The sequence below is a fragment of the Paenibacillus sp. NPDC058174 genome (assembly GCF_042883865.1).
Lineage (GTDB): Bacteria > Bacillota > Bacilli > Paenibacillales > Paenibacillaceae > Pristimantibacillus.
This window is the reverse complement of the sequence record NZ_JBHVUY010000001.1, coordinates 1,298,586-1,323,311: the sequence shown is the minus strand read 5'-3', so window position 1 is coordinate 1,323,311 and position 24,726 is coordinate 1,298,586. Positions and strand designations below refer to the sequence as shown.

Annotated in this window: 26 protein-coding genes; 18 read left to right on the top strand and 8 right to left on the bottom strand. The window is 46.0% G+C overall.

Going from position 1 to position 24,726, the window contains the following annotated elements:
- The first annotated feature begins 57 nt into the window (after positions 1–57).
- The 8 genes from ACFVVF_RS05935 (at position 58) to ACFVVF_RS05900 (ending at position 8,231) form a co-directional block, all read left to right on the top strand.
- Positions 58–1,017: an ABC transporter permease gene (locus ACFVVF_RS05935; protein WP_387806315.1), complete on the top strand. Its 960-nt coding sequence runs from the start codon at positions 58–60 to the stop codon at positions 1,015–1,017.
- Between the two features lie 14 nt (positions 1,018–1,031).
- The gene (locus ACFVVF_RS05930; protein ID WP_387806313.1) at positions 1,032–1,928 is read left to right on the top strand and encodes a carbohydrate ABC transporter permease; all 897 of its coding nucleotides are present in this window, start codon (positions 1,032–1,034) and stop codon (positions 1,926–1,928) included.
- A gap of 26 nt (positions 1,929–1,954) precedes the next feature.
- Positions 1,955–3,634 carry an ABC transporter substrate-binding protein gene (locus ACFVVF_RS05925; RefSeq protein WP_387806311.1) on the top strand — a complete coding sequence of 560 codons (1,680 nt, stop codon included), beginning with the start codon at positions 1,955–1,957 and terminating at the stop codon, positions 3,632–3,634.
- A 178-nt stretch (positions 3,635–3,812) separates the two neighbouring features.
- Positions 3,813–4,034, top strand: a complete 222-nt coding sequence (locus ACFVVF_RS05920) for a hypothetical protein (RefSeq protein WP_387806310.1) — start codon at positions 3,813–3,815, stop codon at positions 4,032–4,034.
- A 32-nt stretch (positions 4,035–4,066) separates the two neighbouring features.
- Complete coding sequence (locus ACFVVF_RS05915) at positions 4,067–4,576, top strand: collagen-like protein (protein WP_387806309.1); 510 nt, start codon at positions 4,067–4,069, stop codon at positions 4,574–4,576.
- 122 nt (positions 4,577–4,698) lie between these two features.
- Complete coding sequence (locus tag ACFVVF_RS05910) at positions 4,699–6,027, top strand: spore germination protein (protein ID WP_387806307.1); 1,329 nt, start codon at positions 4,699–4,701, stop codon at positions 6,025–6,027.
- Complete coding sequence (locus ACFVVF_RS05905; protein WP_387806305.1) at positions 6,024–7,121, top strand: GerAB/ArcD/ProY family transporter; 1,098 nt, start codon at positions 6,024–6,026, stop codon at positions 7,119–7,121. Before ACFVVF_RS05910 ends, ACFVVF_RS05905 begins: the two co-directional genes overlap by 4 nt.
- A 9-nt stretch (positions 7,122–7,130) precedes the next feature.
- Positions 7,131–8,231, top strand: a complete 1,101-nt coding sequence (locus ACFVVF_RS05900) for a Ger(x)C family spore germination protein (protein ID WP_387806303.1) — start codon at positions 7,131–7,133, stop codon at positions 8,229–8,231.
- Between the two features lie 38 nt (positions 8,232–8,269).
- On the opposite strand, the gene ACFVVF_RS05895 is transcribed toward ACFVVF_RS05900, so the two are convergent.
- Positions 8,270–8,797, bottom strand: a complete 528-nt coding sequence (locus tag ACFVVF_RS05895) for a GNAT family N-acetyltransferase (protein ID WP_387806301.1) — start codon at positions 8,795–8,797, stop codon at positions 8,270–8,272.
- Between the two features lie 89 nt (positions 8,798–8,886).
- Complete coding sequence (locus tag ACFVVF_RS05890) at positions 8,887–9,795, bottom strand: LysR family transcriptional regulator (RefSeq protein WP_387806299.1); 909 nt, start codon at positions 9,793–9,795, stop codon at positions 8,887–8,889.
- Between the two features lie 77 nt (positions 9,796–9,872).
- Between ACFVVF_RS05890 and ACFVVF_RS05885 the strand changes: the two genes are divergently transcribed.
- The 6 genes from ACFVVF_RS05885 to ACFVVF_RS05860 all read left to right on the top strand — a co-directional run bounded on the left by ACFVVF_RS05885 (position 9,873) and on the right by ACFVVF_RS05860 (position 15,575).
- Positions 9,873–11,084 carry a YbfB/YjiJ family MFS transporter gene (locus ACFVVF_RS05885; RefSeq protein ID WP_387806297.1) on the top strand — a complete coding sequence of 404 codons (1,212 nt, stop codon included), beginning with the start codon at positions 9,873–9,875 and terminating at the stop codon, positions 11,082–11,084.
- Between the two features lie 2 nt (positions 11,085–11,086).
- A complete protein-coding gene (locus ACFVVF_RS05880) occupies positions 11,087–12,166 on the top strand; it encodes an NAD(P)H-dependent flavin oxidoreductase (protein WP_387806295.1) in 1,080 nt (359 codons plus the stop codon).
- A 180-nt stretch (positions 12,167–12,346) separates the two neighbouring features.
- The gene (locus ACFVVF_RS05875; RefSeq protein ID WP_387806293.1) at positions 12,347–13,375 is read left to right on the top strand and encodes an NAD-dependent epimerase/dehydratase family protein; all 1,029 of its coding nucleotides are present in this window, start codon (positions 12,347–12,349) and stop codon (positions 13,373–13,375) included.
- Between the two features lie 49 nt (positions 13,376–13,424).
- The gene (locus ACFVVF_RS05870; protein WP_387806291.1) at positions 13,425–13,724 is read left to right on the top strand and encodes an immunity 53 family protein; all 300 of its coding nucleotides are present in this window, start codon (positions 13,425–13,427) and stop codon (positions 13,722–13,724) included.
- 83 nt (positions 13,725–13,807) lie between these two features.
- The gene (locus tag ACFVVF_RS05865) at positions 13,808–14,539 is read left to right on the top strand and encodes a helix-turn-helix transcriptional regulator (protein WP_387806289.1); all 732 of its coding nucleotides are present in this window, start codon (positions 13,808–13,810) and stop codon (positions 14,537–14,539) included.
- Between the two features lie 142 nt (positions 14,540–14,681).
- Positions 14,682–15,575 carry a DMT family transporter gene (locus tag ACFVVF_RS05860; RefSeq protein WP_387806288.1) on the top strand — a complete coding sequence of 298 codons (894 nt, stop codon included), beginning with the start codon at positions 14,682–14,684 and terminating at the stop codon, positions 15,573–15,575.
- A gap of 87 nt (positions 15,576–15,662) precedes the next feature.
- On the opposite strand, the gene ACFVVF_RS05855 is transcribed toward ACFVVF_RS05860, so the two are convergent.
- Positions 15,663–16,097 (bottom strand): hypothetical protein, encoded by a 435-nt coding sequence (locus tag ACFVVF_RS05855; protein WP_387806286.1) that lies wholly within the window; start codon positions 16,095–16,097, stop codon positions 15,663–15,665.
- Between the two features lie 234 nt (positions 16,098–16,331).
- Here ACFVVF_RS05855 and ACFVVF_RS05850 point away from each other — a divergent pair, with 234 nt between their 5' ends.
- Genes ACFVVF_RS05850 through ACFVVF_RS05835 form a run of 4 tightly spaced genes read left to right on the top strand, consistent with a single transcriptional unit; the run spans position 16,332 to position 20,528 of the window.
- Positions 16,332–16,739, top strand: coding sequence for a BlaI/MecI/CopY family transcriptional regulator (locus tag ACFVVF_RS05850; RefSeq protein ID WP_387806284.1), 408 nt, complete (start codon positions 16,332–16,334; stop codon positions 16,737–16,739).
- A complete protein-coding gene (locus ACFVVF_RS05845; RefSeq protein WP_387806282.1) occupies positions 16,736–18,991 on the top strand; it encodes a M56 family metallopeptidase in 2,256 nt (751 codons plus the stop codon). The genes ACFVVF_RS05850 and ACFVVF_RS05845 overlap by 4 nt, the downstream gene beginning before the upstream one ends.
- Before the next feature lie 15 nt (positions 18,992–19,006).
- Positions 19,007–20,257 (top strand): hypothetical protein, encoded by a 1,251-nt coding sequence (locus ACFVVF_RS05840; protein WP_387806281.1) that lies wholly within the window; start codon positions 19,007–19,009, stop codon positions 20,255–20,257.
- Positions 20,258–20,282: 25 nt separating this feature from the next.
- Positions 20,283–20,528, top strand: a complete 246-nt coding sequence (locus ACFVVF_RS05835) for a hypothetical protein (protein WP_387806279.1) — start codon at positions 20,283–20,285, stop codon at positions 20,526–20,528.
- Positions 20,529–20,577: 49 nt separating this feature from the next.
- Here ACFVVF_RS05835 and ACFVVF_RS05830 read toward each other — a convergent pair whose 3' ends face one another.
- From ACFVVF_RS05830 to ACFVVF_RS05810, 5 genes are read right to left on the bottom strand one after another with little or no spacing between them, the layout of a single operon-like run.
- Entirely contained in the window at positions 20,578–21,369 is a 792-nt protein-coding gene (locus ACFVVF_RS05830) for an energy-coupling factor transporter transmembrane component T family protein (RefSeq protein WP_387806277.1), read from the bottom strand.
- 9 nt (positions 21,370–21,378) lie between these two features.
- Positions 21,379–22,257, bottom strand: a complete 879-nt coding sequence (locus ACFVVF_RS05825) for an ATP-binding cassette domain-containing protein (protein WP_387806275.1) — start codon at positions 22,255–22,257, stop codon at positions 21,379–21,381.
- Positions 22,242–23,081 carry an ATP-binding cassette domain-containing protein gene (locus ACFVVF_RS05820; protein ID WP_387806274.1) on the bottom strand — a complete coding sequence of 280 codons (840 nt, stop codon included), beginning with the start codon at positions 23,079–23,081 and terminating at the stop codon, positions 22,242–22,244. The genes ACFVVF_RS05825 and ACFVVF_RS05820 overlap by 16 nt, the downstream gene beginning before the upstream one ends.
- Positions 23,082–23,083: 2 nt before the next feature.
- Positions 23,084–23,596, bottom strand: a complete 513-nt coding sequence (locus tag ACFVVF_RS05815; protein ID WP_387806272.1) for a CD3072 family TudS-related putative desulfidase — start codon at positions 23,594–23,596, stop codon at positions 23,084–23,086.
- A complete protein-coding gene (locus tag ACFVVF_RS05810; protein WP_387806270.1) occupies positions 23,583–24,164 on the bottom strand; it encodes a CD3073 family putative ECF transporter S component in 582 nt (193 codons plus the stop codon). Before ACFVVF_RS05810 ends, ACFVVF_RS05815 begins: the two co-directional genes overlap by 14 nt.
- Positions 24,165–24,726: the final 562 nt, after the last annotated feature.

The window sequence follows — 24,726 nt, the reverse complement described above, 5'->3', positions numbered from 1 at the left end:
GATATTATATTTCGCCCCCTCCCGGTATAGTGAAAGCAAACGAGAGGGGGTGAAAAAATGAAAGCGCTACAATTAAGGACGCTGACGAAACGTCCTTCTGTTCCTTCTGCTTCACCATTCCGCAAAATGCTGCGTGTCTGGCAGTTGTACGTTCTCATTGCTCTTCCGCTCCTTTATATTGTTGTATTCAAGTACATTCCCATGTACGGAGCGCAGATTGCCTTTAAAGATTTTATCGTGACTAAGGGGATCTGGGGGAGTGATTGGGTTGGTCTAAAGCATTTCGACCGGTTTATTCATTCCTATGAATTTGGGAAAGTGATGCGAAATACGCTCGTGCTCAACTTCTATAATCTGCTTGCCGGTTTTCCTTTCCCTCTTATGCTTGCTCTTAGCTTGAACTATGTACGAATCCACTGGTTCAAAAAAACAGTTCAAATGGTAACCTATGCCCCTCATTTCATCTCTACGGTCGTTATGGTCGGCATGATGTTTGAGCTGCTCAACCCGCGAAACGGACTCGTCAACAACATTTTGCAGGCGTTCGGTTTGGATGCCATCAATTTTATGGGTAATCCTGATTTGTTCAAGTCTATTTATGTATGGTCTGGAGTATGGCAAAGCGCAGGCTTTAACTGCATTATCTTTCTGGCCGCACTCTCAAGCATTGATCCTTCTTTGCATGAGGCTGCAGTAGTGGATGGAGCGAGCCAGCGTCAGCGCGTATGGCATATCGATTTGCCGGGCATATTGCCGGTTGCGATGATTTTGCTCATTCTGAATATGGGAAGCATGCTGGATGTCGGATATGAGAAAGTGCTGCTGATGCAAAATCCGCTTAACACTCGTACTTCGGAGGTCATCGATACCTATGTCTATAAGGTCGGTCTGGTCTCGCAGGCGATGAATTATTCCTACTCAGCGGCGATAGGTCTATTCAAATCCGTCATTGGCTTCATTCTCATCCTTACAGTAAACCAGATCGCTCGCAAAGCAAACCAGACAAGCCTGTGGTAAGGGGGTTCTCTCGAATGGATTATGCCAGCATAAAACCGTCATTCGGCGATCGCATGTTTACCATCATTAATTACTCGCTGCTGTCGTTGTTTTTCCTGATGGTGCTTTATCCTTTAATTTTTATTGTGAGCGCTTCCATTAGCGATCCGTCTGCCGTTGTTGCCGGGAAGGTATGGCTGTGGCCGGTCAAACCCAATCTAATGGGGTACGAGGCAGTCTTCAAGCACAAGCTGATCGGTTCCGGCTTCCTTAACTCCATTTATTATACGGTGCTTGGGACGATCATTAATGTCGTGATGACACTGCTTGCCGCTTATCCGCTTGCCCGCAAAGATTTTTATGGCAAGAACGTCATTATGCTCCTATTTGTGTTCACGACGATGTTTTCCGGGGGCCTTATCCCTGGTTATCTGATCGTTAAAGATTTAAATATGCTGAACACGGTATGGGCTATGGTGCTGCCAGGAGCGTTGAGCGTCTGGAATGTTATCATTACGCGCACTTATTTCCAAACTTCTATTCCACCTGAAATGCTGGAGGCTGCGCAGATAGACGGGTGCAATGATTTTAAATTTGTATGGAAAATTGTGATTCCGCTTTCGGGTCCAATAATTGCGGTTATTACTTTGTTTTACGCTGTCGGACACTGGAATCAATTTTTTAGTGCCTTGATTTTCTTGGATAAGCAGCATATGTACCCTTTGCAGATTATTTTGCGTGACATTCTTATTCAAAATGATGTAAGCGCAATCATGCTTAGCGATATTCAGGATGCTGCGAGGCGGGAGGCGCTTCGTGTCCTATTGAAATATTCGCTGATCGTCGTCTCAACGGTACCGCTGATGCTTGTATATCCATTTGTACAGAAACACTTTGTAAAAGGCGTCATGATTGGCTCACTGAAAGGTTAATCCGAAAAACCTGGGAGGGGTATTCATTGAAACAGAAGATCATGGCATTATGTGTGGTGTTCCTGCTTGCCACTACGATTCTAAGTGCGTGTTCCGGTTCGAGCAGCAATAATATCGGCGAAAATAATACCAATACAAGCCCGGCAACGGCTGCTGGCGCGGATAATGTCACACCAGCGGGGCAGCTGCCGATTACCAAAGAAAAAACAACGATTCGTGTGATGGTGCCGGCTAATGGTATCGTTGAAGATTTTGCCACCAACGAATTTACGAAGTATTTGGAGGAGCAGACGAATATTCACATTGAATGGGATATCGTGCCGAGCACATCCTCCGCGGAGAAGCTGAATCTCGTCTTGTCTAGCGGTGAAGATTTGCCCGATGTCATTATGGGCTTCGGGGTGTCCAACACTCAGCAAATGATCTTCGGCAGTCAGGGAATCTTCCTGCCGCTGAATGATCTTATCGATAAATATGGCTTTGAGACTACGAAGATGTTCGAGGCGATGCCGGTAGTCAAGGATACAATTACCGCGCCTGACGGAAATATTTATGCGCTTCCTCATACGAACGAGTGCTATCACTGTACGCTTCCGCGCAGAATGTGGATCTACGAGCCGTGGCTGGAGAAGCTTAACCTTTCCATGCCTACAACAACTGATGAGTTCTACAATGTGCTCAAGGCGTTTAAGGAAAATGATCCGAATGGCAACGGAATTGCGGATGAAATTGCGATGTCGGGCTCACCAACAGGCTTCTATTCCAGCATTGATTCCTTCCTTATGAACGCCTTTATCTATAACCCGGGCGGCGATCGGATCTATTTGGATAATAACAAAGTGGTCGTACCGTTCGACAAACCGGAATGGCGGGAAGGGCTGCGCTTTCTGAATAAGCTGTATAAGGAGAAGCTGCTTGATCCACAGTCATTGACTCAGGACGAGAACCAGCTGAAGCAGCTAGGCGAACATCCCGATACCGCTATTCTAGGCGCTACTGCGGGTATGCATATGGGCGTGTTTAGTGAATTTTACGGGGCAAGCAACCGCTGGATGGAATATAAAACAATCCCGCCGCTTAAGGGACCAAATGGTGTTCAGATCGCGCCCTACGAGGCGTATCACTTGGTTGGTGTCGGTGCTTATTTGATCACCAAATCAAGCAAAAACCCTGAGGCGGCATTCCGCTTAGCCGATTACTTGTATAATCAAGAGGTTACGCTTCGATCGATTATTGGGCGTCCAGGTACGGAATGGGTTAAAGCTGAAGAAGGCGAAATTGGCATTAATGGCAAGCAGGCGATCTGGAAGCAAATTGCAGATTGGGGACAGGTTCAGAACTTCAACTGGGGCCAAACGGGTCCGTCGCTCAGAACGAATGACCTGAGACTCGGCGAAGTCGCAAACAAAGAGAAGCCGCTTGAGATTATTATGTATGAGGAAGCGAAAACCAAGTATGAACCGTATATGCAGAAGCTGGAAAACGTACTGCCTCCAATGTTTTTTACCAACGATCAAGCGATTGAAATTGCCGATTTTTCTAAAACAATTAATGATTATGTAAATGAGATGGTCGCACGATTCGTCATTGGAGATGCAGATTTGGATAAAGAGTGGGACAGTTATCTGAACAATTTAAAGAAAATGCAGCTGGACAAATACTTGTCTATTTATCAGGACGTATATGACAGCAAGTACAAAAAGTAGATGACAGCAGACCATTTTTATTAGATATTCGTTCATAGTGGGTACTAGTCCACAATCTTGCCCGCTGCCTTCATATGGTAAGGTATCACATATGGAGGTGCTGGTATTGGGATGTCTCAAAAAGCATCGTAAGCGGTTAGGGAAAAAACGCAGAAGAAAATGCTGCCGTAAAATAATTGTGAAGAAAATTATTAAAGCAGCTCGCGGACCGCAAGGGCCTCAAGGGCCGCAAGGTGCGGCCGGTGCACAAGGGAATCTGGGGCAACAAGGACTGAAAGGGGAACTAGGCCAAATCGGTCTTACCGGATTGACTGGTCTGACAGGGGCTACAGGTCAGACGGGCCAGACAGGCCAGACAGGTGAGACAGGACCAACGGGACCGGCTGGACCTGTTGCATAGGCCCTGCCGGCCCAGCAGGGATCGCTGGACCAATGGGACCGGCTGGACCTCAAGGGCTAACGGGGCTTACGGGAGCTACAGGTCCAGAGGGTCCGCCATTCACGCCTTCTTCCTTATTTGTTAGCAGCACTCTCGAACAAAACCTGTCATCCGGTCCCGATGGAGGAGGCGAAGGCGGGGCTGTCGCGTTTAACAATAACCTTGTTAGTGGCACGGCATTGTCCTTCACTGGCCCTTCCACGATTAACATACTGGAGACCGGGATCTATAGTATATCGTGGGAGATTTATCCGCTTCCTCCGGAGGAACCGGGAGTCAGTATTTTTGCATTGTTTGCTGATTCTGTACTAGTAACAGGGAGCAATTACGGTACCAATAATGAAACAAGACCTTATACCGGTCAGACTATTGCTGCCTTGACGGCTGGTACAGCCTTAACGCTCAACCGTTTTGACGATACCGGCGGCGGTGTAGTATTGAATACAACGATTGAAGGCAATCCCATTATTAATGCTTCAATTGTCATTATAAAAATAGGATAACCATTTAATGAATGAAGGCTGTTGATCATGATCAACAGCTCTTTTTTATATGAAGAATTATAAATCTAATTACATAATTTATGGATGAATTAGGCAATCTATCATGGATAGGAGTGGAGTCCATGAAGCCAAAGTTTCTCGAGCAAATTCAAGCAAGGCTGTATTATACAGAAGACTTGATCGTCCGTGAATTTGATCTATATGGAAAGCCGGCTGTATTAGTTTATGTAGAGACACTTTGTGATACGGAGAAGCTGGAGATCAATTTGTTTAAGCAATGGTTTCGTACGAACTCGGATGATTACCATAACCTTAAAGTTGATGGGCTAATTACTTCGTTGGATGTACATTCTTGCACCAGCCCGGAGGAAGCCGTTAAAGCGATATTGCAAGGGAAAGCATTGGCAGGGTATGAGGAAAGCTGGTATGTCTTCAACGCACAGCAGGCCAATGTCCGTTCTATTCAAGAGCCCGTGAATGAAAGCTCCATTATTGGTGAGCGGTCAGGCTTTATTGAGCATCTGAATGTCAATATTAATCTCATTCGGAACCGGGCATCCTCTCCTCAATTGAAAGTTCGGTATTTGAGGGTGGGCCATTATTCGAATCACGAAGTTGCAGTACTATGGCAGGAGGGAGTAGCAGACGCGCGGATCGTGAACGAAGTCACACAACGTTTGAGAAGACTTGGTACGGGAAGGGAAGTGCATCCCGGCCGTCTGCAAAAGGAGCTGTTGAAAGCGGAGAAGCGGTCTGTATTCCCCCAAGTGTTCGGTACAGAGCGGATTGATACGGCAACAAATTTGATTATGCAGGGACGTATAGCCGTATTGTGTGAGCAGAGCTCTACTTGCCTAATCGTTCCAGTGTCTTTTTATACCTTTCTCCGTACGATCGATTCTATGCTTATGGAGGATAAAGGAGCGCTTATCTTACAAACATTGAGAGCGATAGGGCTAATGCTCAGCTTGTACATATGCAGCCTGTACATCGCGATAGTCAGCTTTCACCATGAAGTACTCCCATCACAAATGGCGATCAGTATTAAAGGCTCCTTGGAAAATGTACCCTATTCGCCCATTGTAGAAGCGGTTCTTATGATTATTATTTTTCAGCTGATTGCCGAAACGACGATTCGCCTGCCTTCTCAGATTGCGCAAATGGTAGGCGTAGCGGGCGGAATAATCATTAGTGAAGCTCTCGTTAAAATCGGCTTTGTGTCCAATATTTATATTGTCATCGTTGCTTTATCCGTTGTTGGATCTTTTATTATTCCAACCTATCAGATGCGGATATTGATTTTGATTTTGCAATTACTATTTGTTTTTGCTGCATGGATCGTAGGCTTTTATGGCATTACGCTCCTTACTGCTGCTTGTCTCGTGCATTTCTTTTCTCTGGAACCGTTTGGTGTACCGTACTATTCGCCGATTAGGAGCAAAGCAGAATGAAATCGAAACTGGGATTATTCCAGCTCTATTGCATCATCATGCAAGCGCAATTTGGATCAGCAATCATTTCGATTGCGAATGCGGTAAGTAAAAAGTCAGGTTCAGGCGGCTGGTTGTCCTGCTTAATAGGGGGTGCGATTAATAGTCTGTACATTTATATGTTATGGAGACTGATGATGTCAGCTGGCGAACGAAATGTATTCCAATTTTTGATGCAGCGTTTGGGGGGATTTGGCGGCCGGATAATCCTGACGCTAAGCGTATTGCTCTATACTTTAATTTTGTACATTATTTTAACCGGCTGGTTGTATACCACGGAACTTTGGGCTTACCCGCGGACGCCTGAATGGTTTTTAATGCTTACGCTTTTTGGAGTCTGTATCTATTTGGCTCTTCAGCCTTTTCGGGTATACGCCCGTTTTGCGGTGTTTTGCACATTGTTTATGCCATCCTTTATTGTGCTGTCCGGGTATATGCTAAAGGATTGGAACCCTTATCATTTGCTGCCTGTTTTCGAAGCGGGACCACTCTCCATCTTGGACGGGGCATTCGTTGCGTTATGGGGATTAACGGGTGCTGAAATTATGCTGTTGCTGCCGGGTCATTATGCCCATGCAGATAGAGTGAAGGTTCTGAGAATGGCGATGTATGCCAGTTGGACGACGACATTTTTCTATGCCTTTTGTGTATTCTCCTCGATGGCGTTATTCGGGAAGGAAATGATTGTATTTATTCGGGAACCGCTGCTGTATCAGATGAAGGCCATCTCCTTAAATATAATTGAGCGATTTGACCTGATTGTCCTTTCCCTCTGGATTTTGTTTATTCTTACTTCTTTTTATTCGTATTTCATGCTTATTGTGTCCTCGATGTCGGCGATGTTTAGAACACAGCAGGAGGCGGCTAAACCCATTACGTATGTTTGTGGAATCGTTCTATTTGCCATTTGCCTTTACCAGCTAACGGCTGAGCAATTGGATCAATTGCAAAGCGTGACCAACCGCTATGCAGCACTTATTTCTTTTGGACTGATTGCATGTATGATGCTGCTTCTATGGCTGACCGGGCTGAAGAATAAACTTGGGGGGAAGTAATTCATCATCATGAGATATAAACGGCGGGTTATCGTGCTGCTGTCACTTGTTCTACTGTTAAGCGGCTGCTGGGATCAAAGACAGCTTAAGAACATCAGAATGGTGCAAACCGTTGGCGTTGATTTATTGGGTGAGAATAAGGTGCGATTGTCGGTTGCGATTCCAACGATCAAGACATCCATAGAAAGCCAGGGCAAGGTTGTTACGCCTAAGGTGAGCGGTGTAGGACATTCGGTACAGGAAGCAAGCTTAGAGCTTGAGAAAATGATCTCTCAGCATATGGATTTGAGAGAGACAAGGGTTCTGCTTGTCAATAAAGCTTTTGCCGATAAAAGTCTGTATGAGACACTGGACTATTTTTATCGTGAAGCCCAGTTTCCTATCAGTATATTTGTCGCCATTACAGATGGTCAGGCTCAAGACGTCGTTGAACTAACAGTAGAAGACCGTTCGCTAATTAGCGAATATTTATATGATTTGCTGGAGAGCAACGAGGAGGAAGGTATCATACCAGGAGAATCGCCGTTCTTGATTTCATCAATCATGATTACCCCTGGCTTTGATAATGTACTGCCTATGATAAACGCCTTGCATCAGAAGGAGCGGGCAAAAATATCCGGCTTGGCCTTATTTCATGGAAAACAAATGACCGGAAGACTTGATACGAATCATTCGCGTACTTTTGTGATGCTGACCAGACATATGTCTTATGGGACGATGACGGAACAAATTGGCCCTAAGCAAAGTTATTTGACGTTTATGTATAAACGTGCAAAGCATAAAGTGAAGATTACAATAAAGGATCAGATTACGGCAGATATTTACATTACACTAAACTGCTTTTTAGTGGATAATCCTACTGGTACCACATTAGACAAGACGATGATCGCTGACATTTCCCGCAGTCTGGAAAAGGTGCTGAGTACGCGTGCAGAAGAGACGATACGCCAGCTGCAGCAAGCTAATTGCGACGGGCTGGGCATTGGACTTCAAATGAAGGCCTTGCATCAGCATACCTGGAAGACGCTGGACTGGAACAAAGAATATTCAAAGATAATCATCAAACCTCATGTTGAAGTCAAGATGAAAAATCACGGGTTGCTGAATTGATTCGTGCTGCTCATCATTGGTTTGAAAAATAGAAAGCCTTATTTGCTGATATGAAATAAAACATGTTTGCTCAAGGGGCTGCTTTTCTCAACTTTCGGGTGATGGAACGTTTTAATAAAGCTCATGCCGATTTTCGTCATTACGCTTTTCGAAGGATGATTAAGATCAGCGGTAAAGCTATAAACGTCTTTAAAACCTAGTGTGTCAAATCCATACTGCAGGCAAGCTTTCGCTCCCTCTGTTGCATAGCCTTTTCCCCAAGCTTCTTTTTTCAGCCGCCATCCGATTTCTATACATGGTGTAAAATCAGCCTCGAAGGCTGCCCTGTGAAATCCAATAAATCCAATAAACTCTTTGTTTTCTTTGACTTCTACAGCATATAATCCAAATCCGCATTGCTTAAACTCGGATACAATGGATTGATAGAACAGATTTGTTTCCTCCATGGATAATGTTTTAGGAAAAAACGTCATGACCGTTTCGTCAGCATTTAGTTGGTAAAATGACTCTAAGTCCGTTTCTTCCCATTCGCGTAATAGTAATCTCGATGTCTCTATGTACATCATGCTACACCTCCAATGAAGTATTAATGGACAGCTTTACATACGATTCCCGGAGCGGTAATACGATAACTAGGCAAATGCTGCGGAAGTCATTAGCCGTTGAATTTTTCAGTTGCTATCCTTATAAGCTCAGATACTGCCGGAGTAACGTATGAGTCTTTGCGCCGAATGAATAAAGTCTCCGTGTTGAATGCTGACTCTGTTAGTTGATGAATATGAAGCTTATAGTGCGCATTCGCTCTCTCTACGACTGAACGAGGCAACAGCGAGATGCCAAGCCCGGCATGAACACATCCAAGGATTCCATCAACCGTTCCGAACTCCATTATTTTGGCAGGCCGGAGCCCTTTCGCATTCAGCCAATCCTCATATTTTTGACGGTATGAGCAGCCGATTCTAAAAACGAGCAGTGTTTGATGCTGCAGCTCTTCCATTTGTTCTACTGATAGATGTTGACCGCCTGACACGATGACAAGCTCTTCATAACCGATCACCGTCGTTTCTAATTCTTCATGCTCAACGGGTCCGGCAACGAATGCGCCGTCCAATTCAAACTTCAGGACTAACTTCGTTAATTCATCTGTTGTGCCGGTTTTCAATGTTAAGTCAACCTCTGGATAAGAAGGATGATAATCGGCGAGAATATTTGGCAGACGAATTGCGGCTGTCGTTTCCAGACATCCGATTCGAAGCGGTCCTTGCGGCGTTGATCGGTCCGATACAACTTGCACAGCCTCTTGCGTGAGAGCTAAAATCTTCTCTGCATAAGATTTAAAGATTTGTCCCGATGTCGTAAGCTGGACGCCTTGGCGCTGCCTGATGAATAACACAGTATGCAGCTCATTTTCAAGCTGCTGGATTCGTATGCTTATGCTCGACTGAACGTATTCCAATTTTTCAGCTGCCCGTGTAATACTGCCTTCGTTTGCCACAGCCAAAAAGATTTGCATGTCGCGGATCTCCATAACTACATTCTCCGTTCCAGGTATTGATTTTTTCAATGTTAAATATCTTTTAGTTTCATTTTACACAATATCAGGCTGACGTTACAATTGATACTGAAAGGGGAGACGCTAAATTGTCACGTTCAGCAGATTTACAAGGACAGGGAAAAGCTGCTTCCACAAAAATCTTAATTGGCGGATTTGTCATGCTGACGATTGCAATGGGTATCGGCCGTTTTTCATATACCTCGATACTTCCGGTCATGCAGTCACAAATTCATTTGTCCATAACAGAAGCTGGCTATCTGGCGGCTATCAATAACTTAGGCTACTTAGTGGCAGCCTTTGGAGCGGGCTTCCTGACATTGGGAGCGCGAAGATCTGCTCATTTGCGTATTCATTTGGTTTTATGTATTTTAACAACGGGATTGATGGCAGTCACGGCTTCATTCTCTTGGTGGATGCTGCTGCGGTTCATCTCGGGAGTAAGCAGCGGTTCGATATTTGTCCTCGCATCGGGTTTTGTTCTAGATGCGCTTCTCAAAGACAAGCGTGAAGAACGGATCGGTATTTTTTACGGCGGGGTCGGATTCGGCATTGCATTATCCGGGTTGCTCATACCAATGCTCAGTCTCCAATCCTGGAGAGGAGCATGGATCGGCCTCATGGCTGTTAGTATCCTTTTTGCCTCCGTTATATGGAGATATATCCGGGAACCGCAACAGCACCCTATGTCCCAAAATGCAAGTCATAATCCTGCTAAAAAAGAATCCAATTTATTCGTTTTCCTGCTTATTGTATACGGCCTTGAAGGGCTGGGTTATATTGTTAGTGCGACGTTTTTAGTTGCTTATGTGAAGCAAGTTCCGCATATGGCGTTTTTTTCTGATTATAGCTGGATTATCGTTGGAATTGCGGCGGTGCCATCGTCCATATTCTGGTCCTGGTGCATGGGGAAACTCGGCTATGTGAAGCCATTAACAGCCGCGCTTATTTTACAAGCTATAGGGGTTATATTGCCTGTATTCCTGCCTAATATTATCGGTATAGCTCTGGGTTCAGTTCTGTTTGGCGGAACCTTTATGGGCATTTCTATGCTTGCCATTACAGCGGCCCGTGCACTGAAACCAGCGAGCGGCAATCAAGCCATCGCGTTAATGACCGGTTTCTTTGGAACCGGACAAATTATTGGTCCAATAGGTGCAGGTTTTGTCCTGGATGCAACAAAAAGCTACAGTGTTTCCTTGGCTCTTGCTGCCCTGGTGCTTGTTACAGCTGTAGTTGTCATGATACTGGGCAGTATTACTTCGAGTGGCAAAAGTCTAATCGTAAAGGAGACTCTCTAGACATGTTCGAGAATGATTTCACACGCCGGTTAAACATTCAATTTCCGATTATTCAAGCTCCTATGGCGGGCGGCCCAACAACAGCTGAACTTGTAGCTGAGGTTTCAAATGCAGGGGGACTAGGCAGTCTTGGAGCCGCTTATTTGAAGCCAGAGAAATTAAGGAATACGATTCAGGAGATCAGACAGCTTACGGAACTGCCCTTTGGCGTTAATTTGTTCGTGCCAGAGGAAGCGGCTGAATCGCCAGATATCATTGAACAAATGACATCCCATTTGAATAAATATCGTGTGGAGCTGGGAATTAAGGAAAATCCGCCGATCGATAGCGCATCAGAATCATTTGACGAGCAGATTCAAGTATTGCTTGATGAGAGCATTCCGGTCGTTAGCTTCACATTCGGCATCCCTCCTAAAGAGGTGATCCAGGCTCTGAAGGATCAGGGAACAACCGTGATTGGAACAGCGACTACTGTCGAAGAAGCCAAGCAGTTAGAGCTTGCAGGGGCAGATGCAATTGTGGCGCAAGGCAGTGAAGCTGGAGGGCATCGAGGATCGTTTCTGAAAAATGCTGCAGATTCTTTAGTAGGCACGATGGCTCTAGTTCCTCAGATTGTTGACCAAGTATCCGTTCCCGTAATTGCTTCCGGCGGAATTATGGATGGCAGAGGCCTTGTTGCAAGTCTTGCATTAGGAGCAGTTGCCGTACAGATGGGTACTGCATTTCTAGCGAGCGTGAAGAGCGGAGCTCACCCTATTTATAAAAAGACCCTTCTTTCAGCAAATGAGGATACCACTGTAGTTACGCGTGCATACTCAGGCAAACCGGCTCGCGGCATTCAGACAACGTTTATTAAAGAGATGGAACAATATGCTGGAGCAATTCCTGCGTTTCCGATTCAGAATGCGATGACTAGAGATATTCGCCAAGCAGCAGCGCAATCAAATAACCCGGAGTATATGTCGCTATGGGCAGGCCAGGGGCTTCGATTAGCAAGCGAGCATCCCGCAGCTGCAATTATTAAACAGACGATATCACAAGCGCATGCGCTTGTTGAGAGCAGGTTCCGGACTAAGGATTAATGCAGTTTCGACCAAACCATTCCTCGGAATGGTTTTTTATGTAGAATAATATTGTCCCAATTGCTTGCTGCTTACAGAGCCTTTTACACGAAAAACAATACCTTGACTTAAACCCAACTTTAAGCTGTATCGTATTTGTATTGTTTATTTCTAATGGCATGGAATGGGGATATGTAAAAGATGGAACGAAACGATAAGATTGTTATTATAGGAGTAACAGGCTACATCGGCGCTTGGATTGCCAAACAGTTAACAGATATGGGCTATAGCCAGATTACCGGAACATACCGTAATGAAGAGAAAGCGCAACAGCTTCAAACTTTGCTGCCCAACTTGAACTTATACAAAGCGAACCTTGAGGAGCAAGCCAATTGGCAAGAAGTGTTGAGTGAGGCGAAGTGTGTTTTTAATCAGGGGAGCGCCTATAATCCAAAGGATACGACGTTTAAAGAGAGGGGCCGGACGAAAGAAAAAGGCATTCGTATGCTCTTGCAATTAGCAGTTGAAGCGGGTAGCGTGAAAAAAATCGTCCATACCAGCGCAGAGTCTACCATTGCTTACGCTAATGAAGACCCATCCAAAACGACATTTACCGAGGATGACTGGACAAATGAAAACCGGGAAGATTTATTTGACCTCCATATGGTTTCAAAAACGATGGAAGAAAAGGCGGCCTGGTCGTTTATACGTTCCCGTGAAAATATAACAAACATAAGTATGACGACGATACACCCTACGCATGTCATGGGGCCAAGCTTTGTACCGTGGCATCATGATATGATTTATTCGATGCTGCACGGCGATAGGGCGATGGCAGATTCGCAGCTGTACGGGGTTGATGTCCGCGACGCAGCTGCAATGAATATTGCGTTGATGAAATCGGCTGAAGCGGATGGAAGGCGTCATTTTGCAGCCGGATTCAAAACCACCTATTCTGCCGTTCAAGACGTTATTAAAGATAATTTTACAGCAGAGCAGATTAGGACTGTGTTAGGCGATGTTGCCCGGATTATCCCCGGAGATGTCGTGGCGGATTTATTGAGTCCGGTTCAGTCCACATCGTATTATCAGGATATGGTGCCTCGTATGTTCAACCGTGTCGTGTACAAAACCAACTATCCTGAAGCGTATGCGTATGAGTATAAGGATCCAAACATCACGGTCATGGAAGCCATGGAGAAAATGCTGAGAGATAGAAACGAAGGATAAAATTTGAAAAAAGAAAATATACAAAATGTCCCATGAAGAGGTTGAGACGATGGATACGATAAAATGGCTTCAGAACTGGTATTATCAAAATTGTAATGGTGATTGGGAACATTCTTATGGTGTGAAAATTGAAACCGTTGATAATCCCGGCTGGTATGTTGAAATCAACTTGGCTGAGACTTATCTAGAGAATGTGCCTTTCGTTTCGATAGAAGAGGAGAGAAACGAACAAGATTGGTACTACTGCATAGTGAGGGACGGAGTATTTCATGGTGCAGGCGGAGCAATGAATTTAGAAGAAATAATAATTTATTTTAGACAATGGGCTTCAAGTATAGAGAGGAATTAGTCATTAGCCGGATACTTACAGTGTATATTGCTCTTTCTAGCTGGTATGATAGATTTAACAAAACGAAGAGAGGGCGACAGAGAGTGGACACGTTCAACGACATCGTAGCAGAGAAGCGTACATATTCGGCGACGCAGGTGACGCATTCCCATCACCATGCTCATTTAATTATGCCGTTGCGCGGAGAGCTGACGATAGCAGCAGGAGCCAGCCATCATCGGGTGAACGAACAGACTTTGCTATATGTTTCGCCTAACTACGAGCATGGCTTCTATGCGACTTCCAGAAATGAGTTTTTGGTTCTTGATATTCCAGGCGGCATGGTATCCGCAAATGATATGCGGGGATACAGCTCAGGCTGTGAAGCGCATGCCTTAAATAATCAGTGGAAAAGCATCCGGCATTTGCTTCTGCATGAGCTGGAGCAGCAGCAATACTCCCGTTCGGCCCTTAGAGATCTGTTTCCTTATATTTCACGCTGCCTGCAGCAGGAGAAGCGAATCCAGCCAAGATCAATTCAATACATTCATGAACATTATGACCAGCCGATCTCCGTCCAGATGCTTGCTGAACTTGAGAATTACAACCGTACGTATTATTCGAGCTGGTTTATGAATGAAACGGGTAAAACGCCATCCGCTTATATTCAGGAAGTGCGAGTAAACGAAGCGAAGAAGCTGCTGTTGAACAGTGATATGCCTGTGCTCCATATTGCCATGCAGGTAGGGCTGGAGCATCAGTCTTCTCTGACCAGACTATTCACCAAGCATGAGCAATTGACGCCCAGCCAATACCGTCAGAAGTATAGAGGCTAGCGCCAACATCAGACAATAGGCTAAAACAATCTGATAACAAGTCAAATCCCCTTGGCATCCAATCATTACAATGAATATGCAGCCTTTCCAGATATATCGGCTGTGAGTTCATCATATTTGGATCGCTAAGGGGATTTGTGCAATGAAGAACGTAGCATTAGGTTTGCTCTTTACTCTATTATGGTCATCTGCGGCCATTGCAATTAAGCTGGGGCTGCATGCGACTACACCGCTGCTGTTAGCTAATATTCGCTTTCTGATAGCGGGCGGATTGCTGTTTATTTATGTTTATTGTGTGAAGCGGTCTTATCGTTGGCCAAGCAGAAAGGAATGGCGGCCGCTCATTATTTTGGGAACGCTCAATACAACGCTCTATTTAGGCGCAACAAGCCTGGCTTTGGATAAAGTGTCTGCCGGCATGTTCAATCTCTTCGTTACGGTAAATCCTTTTCTGGTTGCCTTGCTTTCTTCGGTCTGGCTAAAACGCAAAATAACCGGAAAAGAATGGATTGGCATGATTGTGGCGGCCGGCGGCTTGTTCATTGCTACTTGGCCCGCTCTTGCCGACAGTCATTTTCAGCTGGCGGGGATTATCATTCTGGCTGCAGGCATGACAGCGATGGCGCTGGGAAGTGTATATTTTAAAAAAGCCAATTTAGCACTTCCCGGCCTTGTCATTAATACATGGCAGCTCGTAATCGGCGGCGTGCTTTCTTTGCCAGTGACCTACTTCTTCGAGCGTGACAAGTATGTTCTACACTTTAATTATTATTTGGCAGGGTCGCTTTTCTGGCTTGTTTTTATTATATCAATCGCTACGATGCTGCTCTGGTTCTACTTGCTCAAGCAAGATGCAGTCAAAGCGAACAACTGGCTGTTTATGACCCCGATCTTTGGTTTCATGCTCTCCGCTGCTATTTTGAACGAAACGGTTACCGCATATGATTGGATAGCGACTGCCTTTGTAGTGGCGGGGCTGCTGATCTCGGGCAATATTGCTGTAAAAAGGGTTAGACAACCAAAGGTGCAGCAGTAATCGGCCGTTTTATATGAATCTCTTAAATAAACGAAAAAAAACGCCATCAAGGCGTTTTTTTTCGTAGAACATTGAATTGGCTAATGATTAGCAGCCAGGGCCAGCTGCAACAGCGTTAACTTGTTTGAAGCTGATGAATACGATGGAGCCTGGTTGGAAGAGGTGGTTGCGGTCGCCGCCGGATCTGCCGCCAGATCTGTGGTTTTCGACAATTGTCATTTCAAAGCCGTCGCCGTCAACGCTGATAATACGACCGCGAATGACGAATTTGTCAAGAACGACAGTTACGATTGTGCTGGCTTTAGCCCAGCCTCTCAGACGTTGTCTAAGAGAAGGTCCAAAGAACGGATCGTTGGACTCTTCGTTCCGGTTATTGCGATTGTAGTTGCTATTGTTGTTGCAGCCGCTGTACCCTCCAACACTGCCGCCATAACCCGAGATTTTGACTTTGCCTTTAGCTGCAACTTTAGCAGGAGCGTTTTTAACGATGGCTGCATAGTTATTGACTGTCAATTTCTTCATTCATGAATCAACCCTTTCAATTAGTATACGTTATTCTATGAATCTGTCAGTGAAATGGTATAGACTAATAGCTTTATAGATTTGCGGAGTTTCCATGAAAGATATTAGCAGAGTGGAAGCGGAGGAAATTGTTTGTAAAATAGGCAGTTGACTTTCTAAATCTACAAATGTAATATCAATATAAGGACTTGAATTACATTTGTAGATTTAAAACTAAGGAGGGATCCCAAAGGCATGAGCAGTGTACCCAGAATATCGGAATCGGAATGGGAGATCATGAAAATTATTTGGATCGGCCATCCCATAACGGCGGAGCATATTGCCGCCAGACTGCCTAAAGGTATCGAGTGGAGCGAACAGACCGTACGTACATTCATCACGAGGCTGCTTAAGAAACAAGCGATTGATTTCAACAAGGAAGGCCGGAGCTATCATTACTATCCGCTGGTCTCCGAGAAGGATTGCGTAAAGACGGAGAGCCAGTCCTTTATTAAGCGTGTTTTCGGAGGGGCAGCGGGTCTGATGGTCACGAATTTTTTGGAGGAGGCCGAATTCTCAGAAGCCGAAATCGAAGAGCTGCAGCGGATCTTAACGGAGAAGAAGCTTAGTAAACAAGATAAGTCTTCCGGTGAACAAGAATGAGAGTATTTTACGGGGGATTTGCATTGCTTCTAGAGGGAACTCTTGCCGCCAGTGTTGTCATTCTTATAATTCTGGCTATCCAGCAGCTGTTTCGAAAGATGCTTAGTCCCCGTATACGGCATCTGCTGTGGCTGCTTGTCATTATTCGTCTGCTGCTGCCGGTATTCCCGGAAAGTACAGTGAGCATTTTTCAAATCATCGATTATGGCCGTACCTTGCCCGAGCAAGTATGGCACTTAGGGGGACAGTCGGACACTCTCGCGGGAGCAGCTTCAAGTCAGCCATCCGGACTTGTAGCCCAGCAGGGTATTGAAGAGCAAGCAGCTGCGCCCGCATCAACCGAGGGGAGTCAGCAAACAAAAGGGCAAGACAATGGGACAGCCGGCCCCATGGCTGCTTCTCCAGTATTGAAAATAGCAGCCTTCGTATGGCTTGCGGGCATGCTGGTATTGCTGGCTAATTTGCTGATTTTTGTGCGGCGGATGGCGAGCTTGAGAAGCCAGTTAACCCGAGTTGCTGATTCTAATGTGATTGCTGTGCGGAACAAAGCTTTGCGAAGCTTTAAAATTACAAAAGAAATACCGCTATATACCGGAGAATCCGCTTCAAGCCCCTATCTGTCGGGTCTGCTGCGGCCGTGGATATTTATTCCTCAGAAGCTAATCCAAGATCTGGACTCTGAACAGCTGTATCACATATTGGCCCACGAATTGGCGCATTACAAGCGAAAAGATATGCTGTGGAACCTTCTTGGCAGCCTTGCGGCCGCGATTCATTGGTTCAATCCGTTAATTTGGCTGGTTATGCGACGTATGAAAGCAGACAGAGAATTAGCTTGTGATGCCTATGTGCTTGAAAAGGTGGGCGAGGAGGAAGCGGTAGCTTATGGGATGACCATGCTCAGCTTTCTCAAACGGTATGCGGTTGCCGGAGAAAGCCGGGGGCTGCTGTACTTTTATAACTCGCGCGGGCAGCATGAAATGGTAAGAAGAATTATGATGATCAAGTCGTTTAAGAAAGGTTCTTATAAATTTACGATTGCTGCTGTTCTATTTATTACGGCGCTTAGCGCAATGACCTTAACGAACGCATCTGCAAGTACCTTGCCGCCTGCAGGCATAGACGAAGCTTTGAAAGCTAAAGAAGACTTTATTACGTCCAAAGGATTTAGAATATATAATTCACTGGACCGGACAGTGAGCAGATCGGATTTTGCCTTTGAGGCGCCTTCGGCGCTGCCGTCCGGTTATCTGTTCCGTGAGGCCGGGCTTTCCGGTACCGTCACTCCTGATGGATACGAACGTATTGATCAAGTCTCATTATCCTTTTATACAGACGGCAGCAAGCTGAATAGCGGATGGAGTCATTACGGACCGATTCGCGTTCAAGCAACGAACTTGAAATTTACAAAAAGTCACCTTGAGCTCGTGGACAGTCTGAAACAAAGTCTGCAGAATAAAAAAACGAGTCTGGCCGAAAAGGACATCATTGTTGGGGAACGAAAGGTACACCAAATGATGGTCACAATCGATTTTGACACCTCTAAATCCCATGATTATTATTTCTTATGGGAGCACAATGGGGTCAGCTATAGACTGGATTTGGCCGGATTTTCATCAGAACAGCATACAAATGAGCTTGCCTCCTTATTAATTTCCTCTATGAAGCTTCCCGATGACAACATGAAAAGCACGTATATCAATAAGGACGCGTTAACGGTAGATGTTGTGGACGTTGAAGATCTGAAACTGGCCCAGTCTGCAATTGGTTTCATGCCTAAGCTCCCCCTGACAGTGTCAGCCTTTACATTAAAAAGCGCTTTTGTTACCAGCAAAATAAATTTCAGCTCTCCAAGAAATGAACAAGAAGCATTGACCCGTGTATTGGCTAGCGAATATGAAAGTCCGGTCTCTGCTGTTAACCAAAACCCGCAATCGTTCTGGCTGTACCAGATCAAGGATGATGGACAATATGCAGACTTTAAGGCTAATAAGAAGGCACAGTTTTTTCGTCTGGATGGCGGCCAGGTTCAAGTGCCTGCGCAGCTCATCAGCATTGACGGTAAAGAGCTGCTCCGCACGTCACCGTACCAGTCGGACGGCAGTCTAGGCAATAGTACAGCCCCGGCGTGGATCAGCTGCTTCTGGATTGATAGAGGGGTCACGTACCGGCTTGCATTTAAAGAGGGTCAGGTTGATGATCCGCTCGCCTTGGCAGCCGCGTTAATCAAAGCTTCCGCTGTGAAGCTATAGGGAGGAATACAGGAGATGAGGAAATCGTTTGACAAAAGCGTATGCCGGCTTGCTGTCGCTGTTATTGTACTAGCAGGCTCGCTTCATACAGGTGCTCTAGGTCAACCCGATACAGCGGTTGCGGCAAGCTTGAGCGAACCCGTAAAAGCGAATCAAGAAATAATAAAATCAAGTGGCGTCCGATTTTATAATTCACTGGAGCGGGCGGTGCAACGGGCAGACTTTGCCTTTGAGGCGCCTTCGAAGCTGCCTTCCGGCTATCTGTTCGGCCAGGCCAGCTTATCGGGTACGGTGACAAGCAGCGGATATGAACGAATCGATGAGGTATCACTTTCTTTTGATGTGGACGGCAGTAAGCCTGCCAGCACTAATACATTCGGGCAAATCCGTATTCAAGCTGTTAATTTGAAGTATACAAAGGGACAGGATGCAATAGTGGACAGTCTGAAGCAAAATTTGCTTAAAAATAAAAAGGCTGCCCTGGAAGAAAAAGATATCGTCATCGGAGAACGAAACGTCCGCCGGATTGAGGTCACGACCGATTTCGATACGTTTAAATCCAAACAAAATTACTTCCTATGGGAGCGCAGCGGCGCCAGCTATAGGCTGGACCTGAACGGGGATTTGTCAGAACAGGATGCGAATGACGTTGCTGCCTTATTAATTTCCTCCATGAAGCTTCCCGATGACAGCATGAAGAAGACCTATATCAATAAAAATGCGCTAACCGTCGACGTCATTGACGCCGAGGATTTGAAGCTGGCTGCAGCTGCGATAGGCTTCACACCTAAATTTCCTTTAAAGGTATCCGGGTTTGCCTTAAAGAGCGCTTTTGTGACCAGCAAAATCAATGTTAGTTCACCAAGAAATGATAAGGAAGCATTGACACGAGTTCTAGCCAGCCAGTATGAGAAGGCGGAGCCAGATAAGAAAAATCCGCAATTGTTCTGGCTGTATCAGATTAAGGACGACGGTCAATTTAAAACCTTTAAAGCCAATAAACAGGTGCATTTTTTCCGGATCGATGGCGGTCAGATTAAAGTGCCTGCGGCGCTGGTCACTATTAACGGCAAAGAGGTGCTGCGAACCTCCCCCTACCAATCTGACGGCAAGCTAAGCAAGTCCGGCGAAGCGGGCTGGATCAGTTACTTCTGGGTGGATAAAGGCGCAGGCTACCGGGTTACCTTCAAGCAGGAGCAAGCGAAGGGCGCACAGGACATCATAACTGCGCTGATGAAGACTCAACCTGTGAAGCTGCAAGCTTAATAGCACATCAGCGAGGGTTGTGTACATGGATATTCGGGAAAAAGCAGAGCTGTTGAGACAGCATGAAATCTTTTGCTATCAGATTTCATTTTACCTGGTGCAGGATGAACAGCTCTCTATCAAAGCAGCGTCTGCCGCATTGCTGGAACTGGCTTGCGATCCTTATTTTCTGAAGGGCAATGCGGAATTACAGAAGGGAAAGGCCAAGCAAGCGGCGATTCGTTCCGCACTGAGGGTGAAAGCAAAGGCGTCGATTGAAGCTGTATGTTAAGCGCAAAAAGAGAGACCAGCTGGAGCTGATCTCTCTTTTTTTTTTGAAATTAAACCATAAAAACAAGCAATAAATTGATAGCAGAGAAAGCTAATACAGAATAGTCTCTGCGATGCATCCGGTACAGCCTTATTGGCGTACGCCCTTCATCGCCTTGGTAGCAGCGGGATTCCATGGCTACAGCAAGCTCCTTAGCCCGCAAGATGGATAGTACAAACAGCGGCATGAGCATCGGGAATACGCCGCGGAAGCGCGATAAAATTCCTTTGCGGTGAAAGCCGCCGCCCCGCGCCATTTGAGCCTTGCGGATTTTATCGACTTCTTCAATGAGAATCGGCAGAAAGCGCAGGGCAATCGTGAACATCATCACCATTTCATGAACAGGGAGTCGCAGCTTCTTGAACGGCTGCAGAATCATCTCCAGTCCTTCCGCCAAAATAATGGGAGAGGTGGTGCGAACGACTAAGGATAAGAGCAGAACGATGCCGGCAATTTGCTCGCACATTAGAATTCCGCTGATAGCTCCTTGCTCGGAGTAGGTAAAGGCTCCAAGGCGGATCAACGTATCTCCGGGATTCGTCATCAGCATAGAACGATAGATCATCGTTGAAATAAAGAAGATCGTTAAGCTCAGAAAGGTGAATACGAGTGCCCGCCAGGACAGCTTGGCTACCCACCAAAGAGCGATCAACAGCACAAGCTGAGCGGTCTTTAGAATCAAGCTATGATTAAGCAGCAGGCTTGCAGCAAATATCAGACTTACCGTAATCTTCATTCGCGGATCCCATTGTTCCAGCCACGTGTTTTGCTTTTGAAACAAAAGAAAGCTGTTATTCGCCATAATCGTTCCTCATTTAGTTATAATTTGTTGCTGGTTGAGTGCAATTGAGATCACATCGGCGGCTTGCTCCGGCGACAGCTTCCTATTGCCGGAGGAAATGCCGAGCTGCTGGAGCAGACGAGACACAACTAATGAAGACGGCTCCTCCCAGCCGAAGGCTTCGAGCAATGCAGGATCAGAAAGCGTGTTTTCAGGCGCCCCGTCTGCAATGAAGATGCCGTTCTTTAGAGCCAATAGTCTGGAAGCGTGATTGACGATTTCGTCAAGCTGATGGCTTACCCAAATAATTGTCAGTCCCTGCTTCTCGTTCAATTGATGAAGAAGCTCGAACAAAGCGGTTCGGGATGGAAGATCCAGGCCAGCCGTCGGTTCATCCAGAATGAGCAGCTTTGGCTCGAGCACAACAACTCCAGCGATAGCAACCCGTCTTTTCTCCCCGCCGCTTAGTTCAAACGGACTGCGGTCCTTGAACGCCTCATAGTCCAGTTCGACCGATTCCATCGCTTTCCGAACCTTTTGTGCAACGATTTCTGCTGGCAGCTTGGCACTTTGCAGTCCGAATGCAATATCATCAAATACGGTCGTTGAAAATAACTGATGCTCCGGATACTGAAAAATAAAGCCGACCTGATCGAATAGCTCCGGACGCTTGGAGGTGTTGGGATCAACACCGTCCAGCAATACGCTGCCTGTTGTCGGAGCGAGAAAGCCTTTGAGCAGCTGAAGGAAAGTGGACTTTCCGGAGCCGGATTTTCCGGCAATCGCCAGCATCTCGCCGCTGTCAATCGTAAGATTCAATTGATTCAGAACGGTTGGTGCTGAAGTAGAAGCTTTTTTCCTTTTCTTCTTCTCATAAATGAAGGAGACATCGCTTAATTGAATTTGCATAGCAATTCCCTCAATTCTTCGATCCCGAAAGAGGCGGGGACAGAAATTCCTTTGGCTTGCAGCGCAAGCGCAAGGGCATGATAATATGGCAATTCCAGCCCGCACTCCGCCAAGAGAGCCTCATCATTTAGAAATTGTGCCGGAGGCCCATCCAGATGAATATGACCCTCGCGGAACAGAACCCAGCGATCTGCCTCAAGAACCTCTTCGAGATGATGGGTAATATAGATGAGAGCGAAAGGATGCCGTTTACGCGCTTCGTGCAGCGACGCAACAAATTGCTTTCTGGCTAAAGGATCCAGCATGGACGTGGCTTCGTCCAGAATTAAATATTTCGGCGACAGGGCCAGTACAGAGGCCAAAGCCAGCTTTTGCTTTTCCCCGCCGGAGAGACGGGTTACAGGACGATCTTCATCCGCATCAAGCCCTACAAGATCGATAGCCCAAGCTATCCTCTCCTGCATTTGCTGCTGCGGATAACCGATGTTCGACAGGCCAAAAGCGATGTCCTCGCCAACCGTCATCCCTACCTGCTGATTCTCAGGATTCTGGAATACGATCTGCACAGCACGTCGGATGAGCGGAATACTCCGGGGATCATGTGTGAATTTCCCCTCCACCTGAACCGAACCTTCAGACGGCAGCTCAATTCCGTTAAGCAAGCGAGTGAAGGACGATTTGCCGGACCCGTTGCGTCCAAGCAAAGCGACAAATTCATTTGCCGCAATGCTAGCCGTTACTTGGTGAAGCACGCGAGAAGTGTGCTGTGTATCCTCATCGTCCTCGTCCGTGTAAGAGAAGGAGGCGTTTCGAATATCAAGCATGACTACTTCACCGCCTCGTTATCTTTCCCGGTTGCGCGTGACACCGGACCAAATACGCTCTTCGGATGATTAGGATCGAATTTGCCGGTCTTCGTATTCGGAATTTGCCAGAAGAAATCGATGTTTACGCCAAGCTCAGCTGCAAGCTGAACAACATCCTTCATGAATATGCCCTTACCCGGGTCGCATGAAGGGCTGTCTTGAATGCCCAGGCCTCCGATGATTTCATACCCGTGATCCTGATACACTTTAAGCTGCTCCATATACGGAAGTAATATTTTACGATTATGGGCATGAAATTCCGGCGTATCATATTGCTCTACCGTCATTGGAGGACGCTCAGGACCAAGAAAAGTAAACTCGGGGCATGGCAATTGGAACACGCCGTACCCTTGCTTGTAGGACCAGTCAACTGCCGCTTTCATGATGCCTGGGCTACGAGCCTCGCCTTCTACGACTGCGTTCTGATTAATGACGCAGTGCGAAACGACAAGAAGCTGTTTACTGCGCTTCAATGGACGGCGCCTTCTTTTTATTCGACTTTTTAATCAGTGATTGCGGCAGGTTTTTAATAACAAAGAACACCAGGATAGCGGATAAAATTTTATCGACTAGGTTTTCAGCCAGACGGGGCAGGAATGCGGAAGTGAAGAGGCTGCTGCCGGCTTGTTTAAGCCACAGGATAGCAACGTCATGCGCTCCGCCTGTTAATCCGCCGAACAGTCCGATGGCAATGATTGTGCCGATCGACGGGCAAAGGACGGCAAGAATTGCGCCGGAAGTTAGTGCTGTCGATAGGCGATATCCTTTTTTTCTAGCCAATAGACCAACAACAAGACCAACAACGGCATTAACTAGGCCAAATGGAATGGCGGTGTAGCCCGATGTTACCCCTAGAACGAGGTTAGTAACGACGCCGACTAGAATTCCCCATACCGGGCCGAATAGTGCGGCGGTGAAAAACGTTCCTACTGTATCGAGGAATAGGAATGGAATTTTTAAGCTGCCCACAATCGTACCGGCAATAACGTTAATAGCTACAGCCAGTGCGCTGATGGTGATGATTTGAGTTTTTTTGTTCATCTCGTTTTCTCCTTAAATTCGATTGTGAAAGAATAGCTTACTGCAGGCGGTGCTCATGTCTTGCACTTTCTTGCCGGTGAAACTCAACTATTGTGAAATCTCTGAATGAATCGGTCTCCTCCTTTGTACATAACGAGATGTTTTCTAAACTGTGCAGAAAAGAGGGCCAGCGAAACATCTACAGACGATTCAAGTTCAATCTCCACTAAAACCATTGGTTTAGTAAATTTTATTCTAGTTAAATATCTGCATCTGTCAAGATAAATAATTGTTAGGCCGGATTTCGACTTGCTGACGACAATGATCATGCAGTGTTTAAGCGGGTTTGAGCGGTTTTAACTTCCAAAAAGTGCTAGAAGAGAGCAAGCTCTCTGCTGAAGAAAGGGATGATTTTTTACTGCTATGAAGGTTTGAGAAACAGCTGCTTGAGGAAATTCAGTAGAGGAATACATTATTAAATTAGGTTATATATGTATTTATACATTTATAGCTGATTTATTGATAAACAAGAATCGCGAGTGCTGCAGCGGTTCTTTTTTTGCAGTGATTGCTATTTCCTAGT

Bases quoted from the DNA above. Each gene is read 5' to 3' on its own strand.
- ACFVVF_RS05935 (WP_387806315.1), top strand. From the start codon at position 58: ATGAAAGCGCTACAATTAAGGACGCTGACGAAACGTCCTTCTGTTCCT.
- ACFVVF_RS05930 (WP_387806313.1), top strand. From the start codon at position 1,032: ATGGATTATGCCAGCATAAAACCGTCATTCGGCGATCGCATGTTTACC.
- ACFVVF_RS05915 (WP_387806309.1), top strand. From the start codon at position 4,067: ATGGGACCGGCTGGACCTCAAGGGCTAACGGGGCTTACGGGAGCTACA.
- ACFVVF_RS05910 (WP_387806307.1), top strand. From the start codon at position 4,699: ATGAAGCCAAAGTTTCTCGAGCAAATTCAAGCAAGGCTGTATTATACA.
- ACFVVF_RS05905 (WP_387806305.1), top strand. From the start codon at position 6,024: ATGAAATCGAAACTGGGATTATTCCAGCTCTATTGCATCATCATGCAA.
- ACFVVF_RS05900 (WP_387806303.1), top strand. From the start codon at position 7,131: ATGAGATATAAACGGCGGGTTATCGTGCTGCTGTCACTTGTTCTACTG.
- ACFVVF_RS05895 (WP_387806301.1), bottom strand. From the start codon at position 8,797: ATGATGTACATAGAGACATCGAGATTACTATTACGCGAATGGGAAGAA.
- ACFVVF_RS05880 (WP_387806295.1), top strand. From the start codon at position 11,087: ATGTTCGAGAATGATTTCACACGCCGGTTAAACATTCAATTTCCGATT.
- ACFVVF_RS05875 (WP_387806293.1), top strand. From the start codon at position 12,347: ATGGAACGAAACGATAAGATTGTTATTATAGGAGTAACAGGCTACATC.
- ACFVVF_RS05870 (WP_387806291.1), top strand. From the start codon at position 13,425: ATGGATACGATAAAATGGCTTCAGAACTGGTATTATCAAAATTGTAAT.
- ACFVVF_RS05860 (WP_387806288.1), top strand. From the start codon at position 14,682: ATGAAGAACGTAGCATTAGGTTTGCTCTTTACTCTATTATGGTCATCT.
- ACFVVF_RS05855 (WP_387806286.1), bottom strand. From the start codon at position 16,097: ATGAAGAAATTGACAGTCAATAACTATGCAGCCATCGTTAAAAACGCT.
- ACFVVF_RS05850 (WP_387806284.1), top strand. From the start codon at position 16,332: ATGAGCAGTGTACCCAGAATATCGGAATCGGAATGGGAGATCATGAAA.
- ACFVVF_RS05845 (WP_387806282.1), top strand. From the start codon at position 16,736: ATGAGAGTATTTTACGGGGGATTTGCATTGCTTCTAGAGGGAACTCTT.
- ACFVVF_RS05840 (WP_387806281.1), top strand. From the start codon at position 19,007: ATGAGGAAATCGTTTGACAAAAGCGTATGCCGGCTTGCTGTCGCTGTT.
- ACFVVF_RS05835 (WP_387806279.1), top strand. From the start codon at position 20,283: ATGGATATTCGGGAAAAAGCAGAGCTGTTGAGACAGCATGAAATCTTT.
- ACFVVF_RS05830 (WP_387806277.1), bottom strand. From the start codon at position 21,369: ATGGCGAATAACAGCTTTCTTTTGTTTCAAAAGCAAAACACGTGGCTG.
- ACFVVF_RS05825 (WP_387806275.1), bottom strand. From the start codon at position 22,257: ATGCAAATTCAATTAAGCGATGTCTCCTTCATTTATGAGAAGAAGAAA.
- ACFVVF_RS05820 (WP_387806274.1), bottom strand. From the start codon at position 23,081: ATGCTTGATATTCGAAACGCCTCCTTCTCTTACACGGACGAGGACGAT.
- ACFVVF_RS05810 (WP_387806270.1), bottom strand. From the start codon at position 24,164: ATGAACAAAAAAACTCAAATCATCACCATCAGCGCACTGGCTGTAGCT.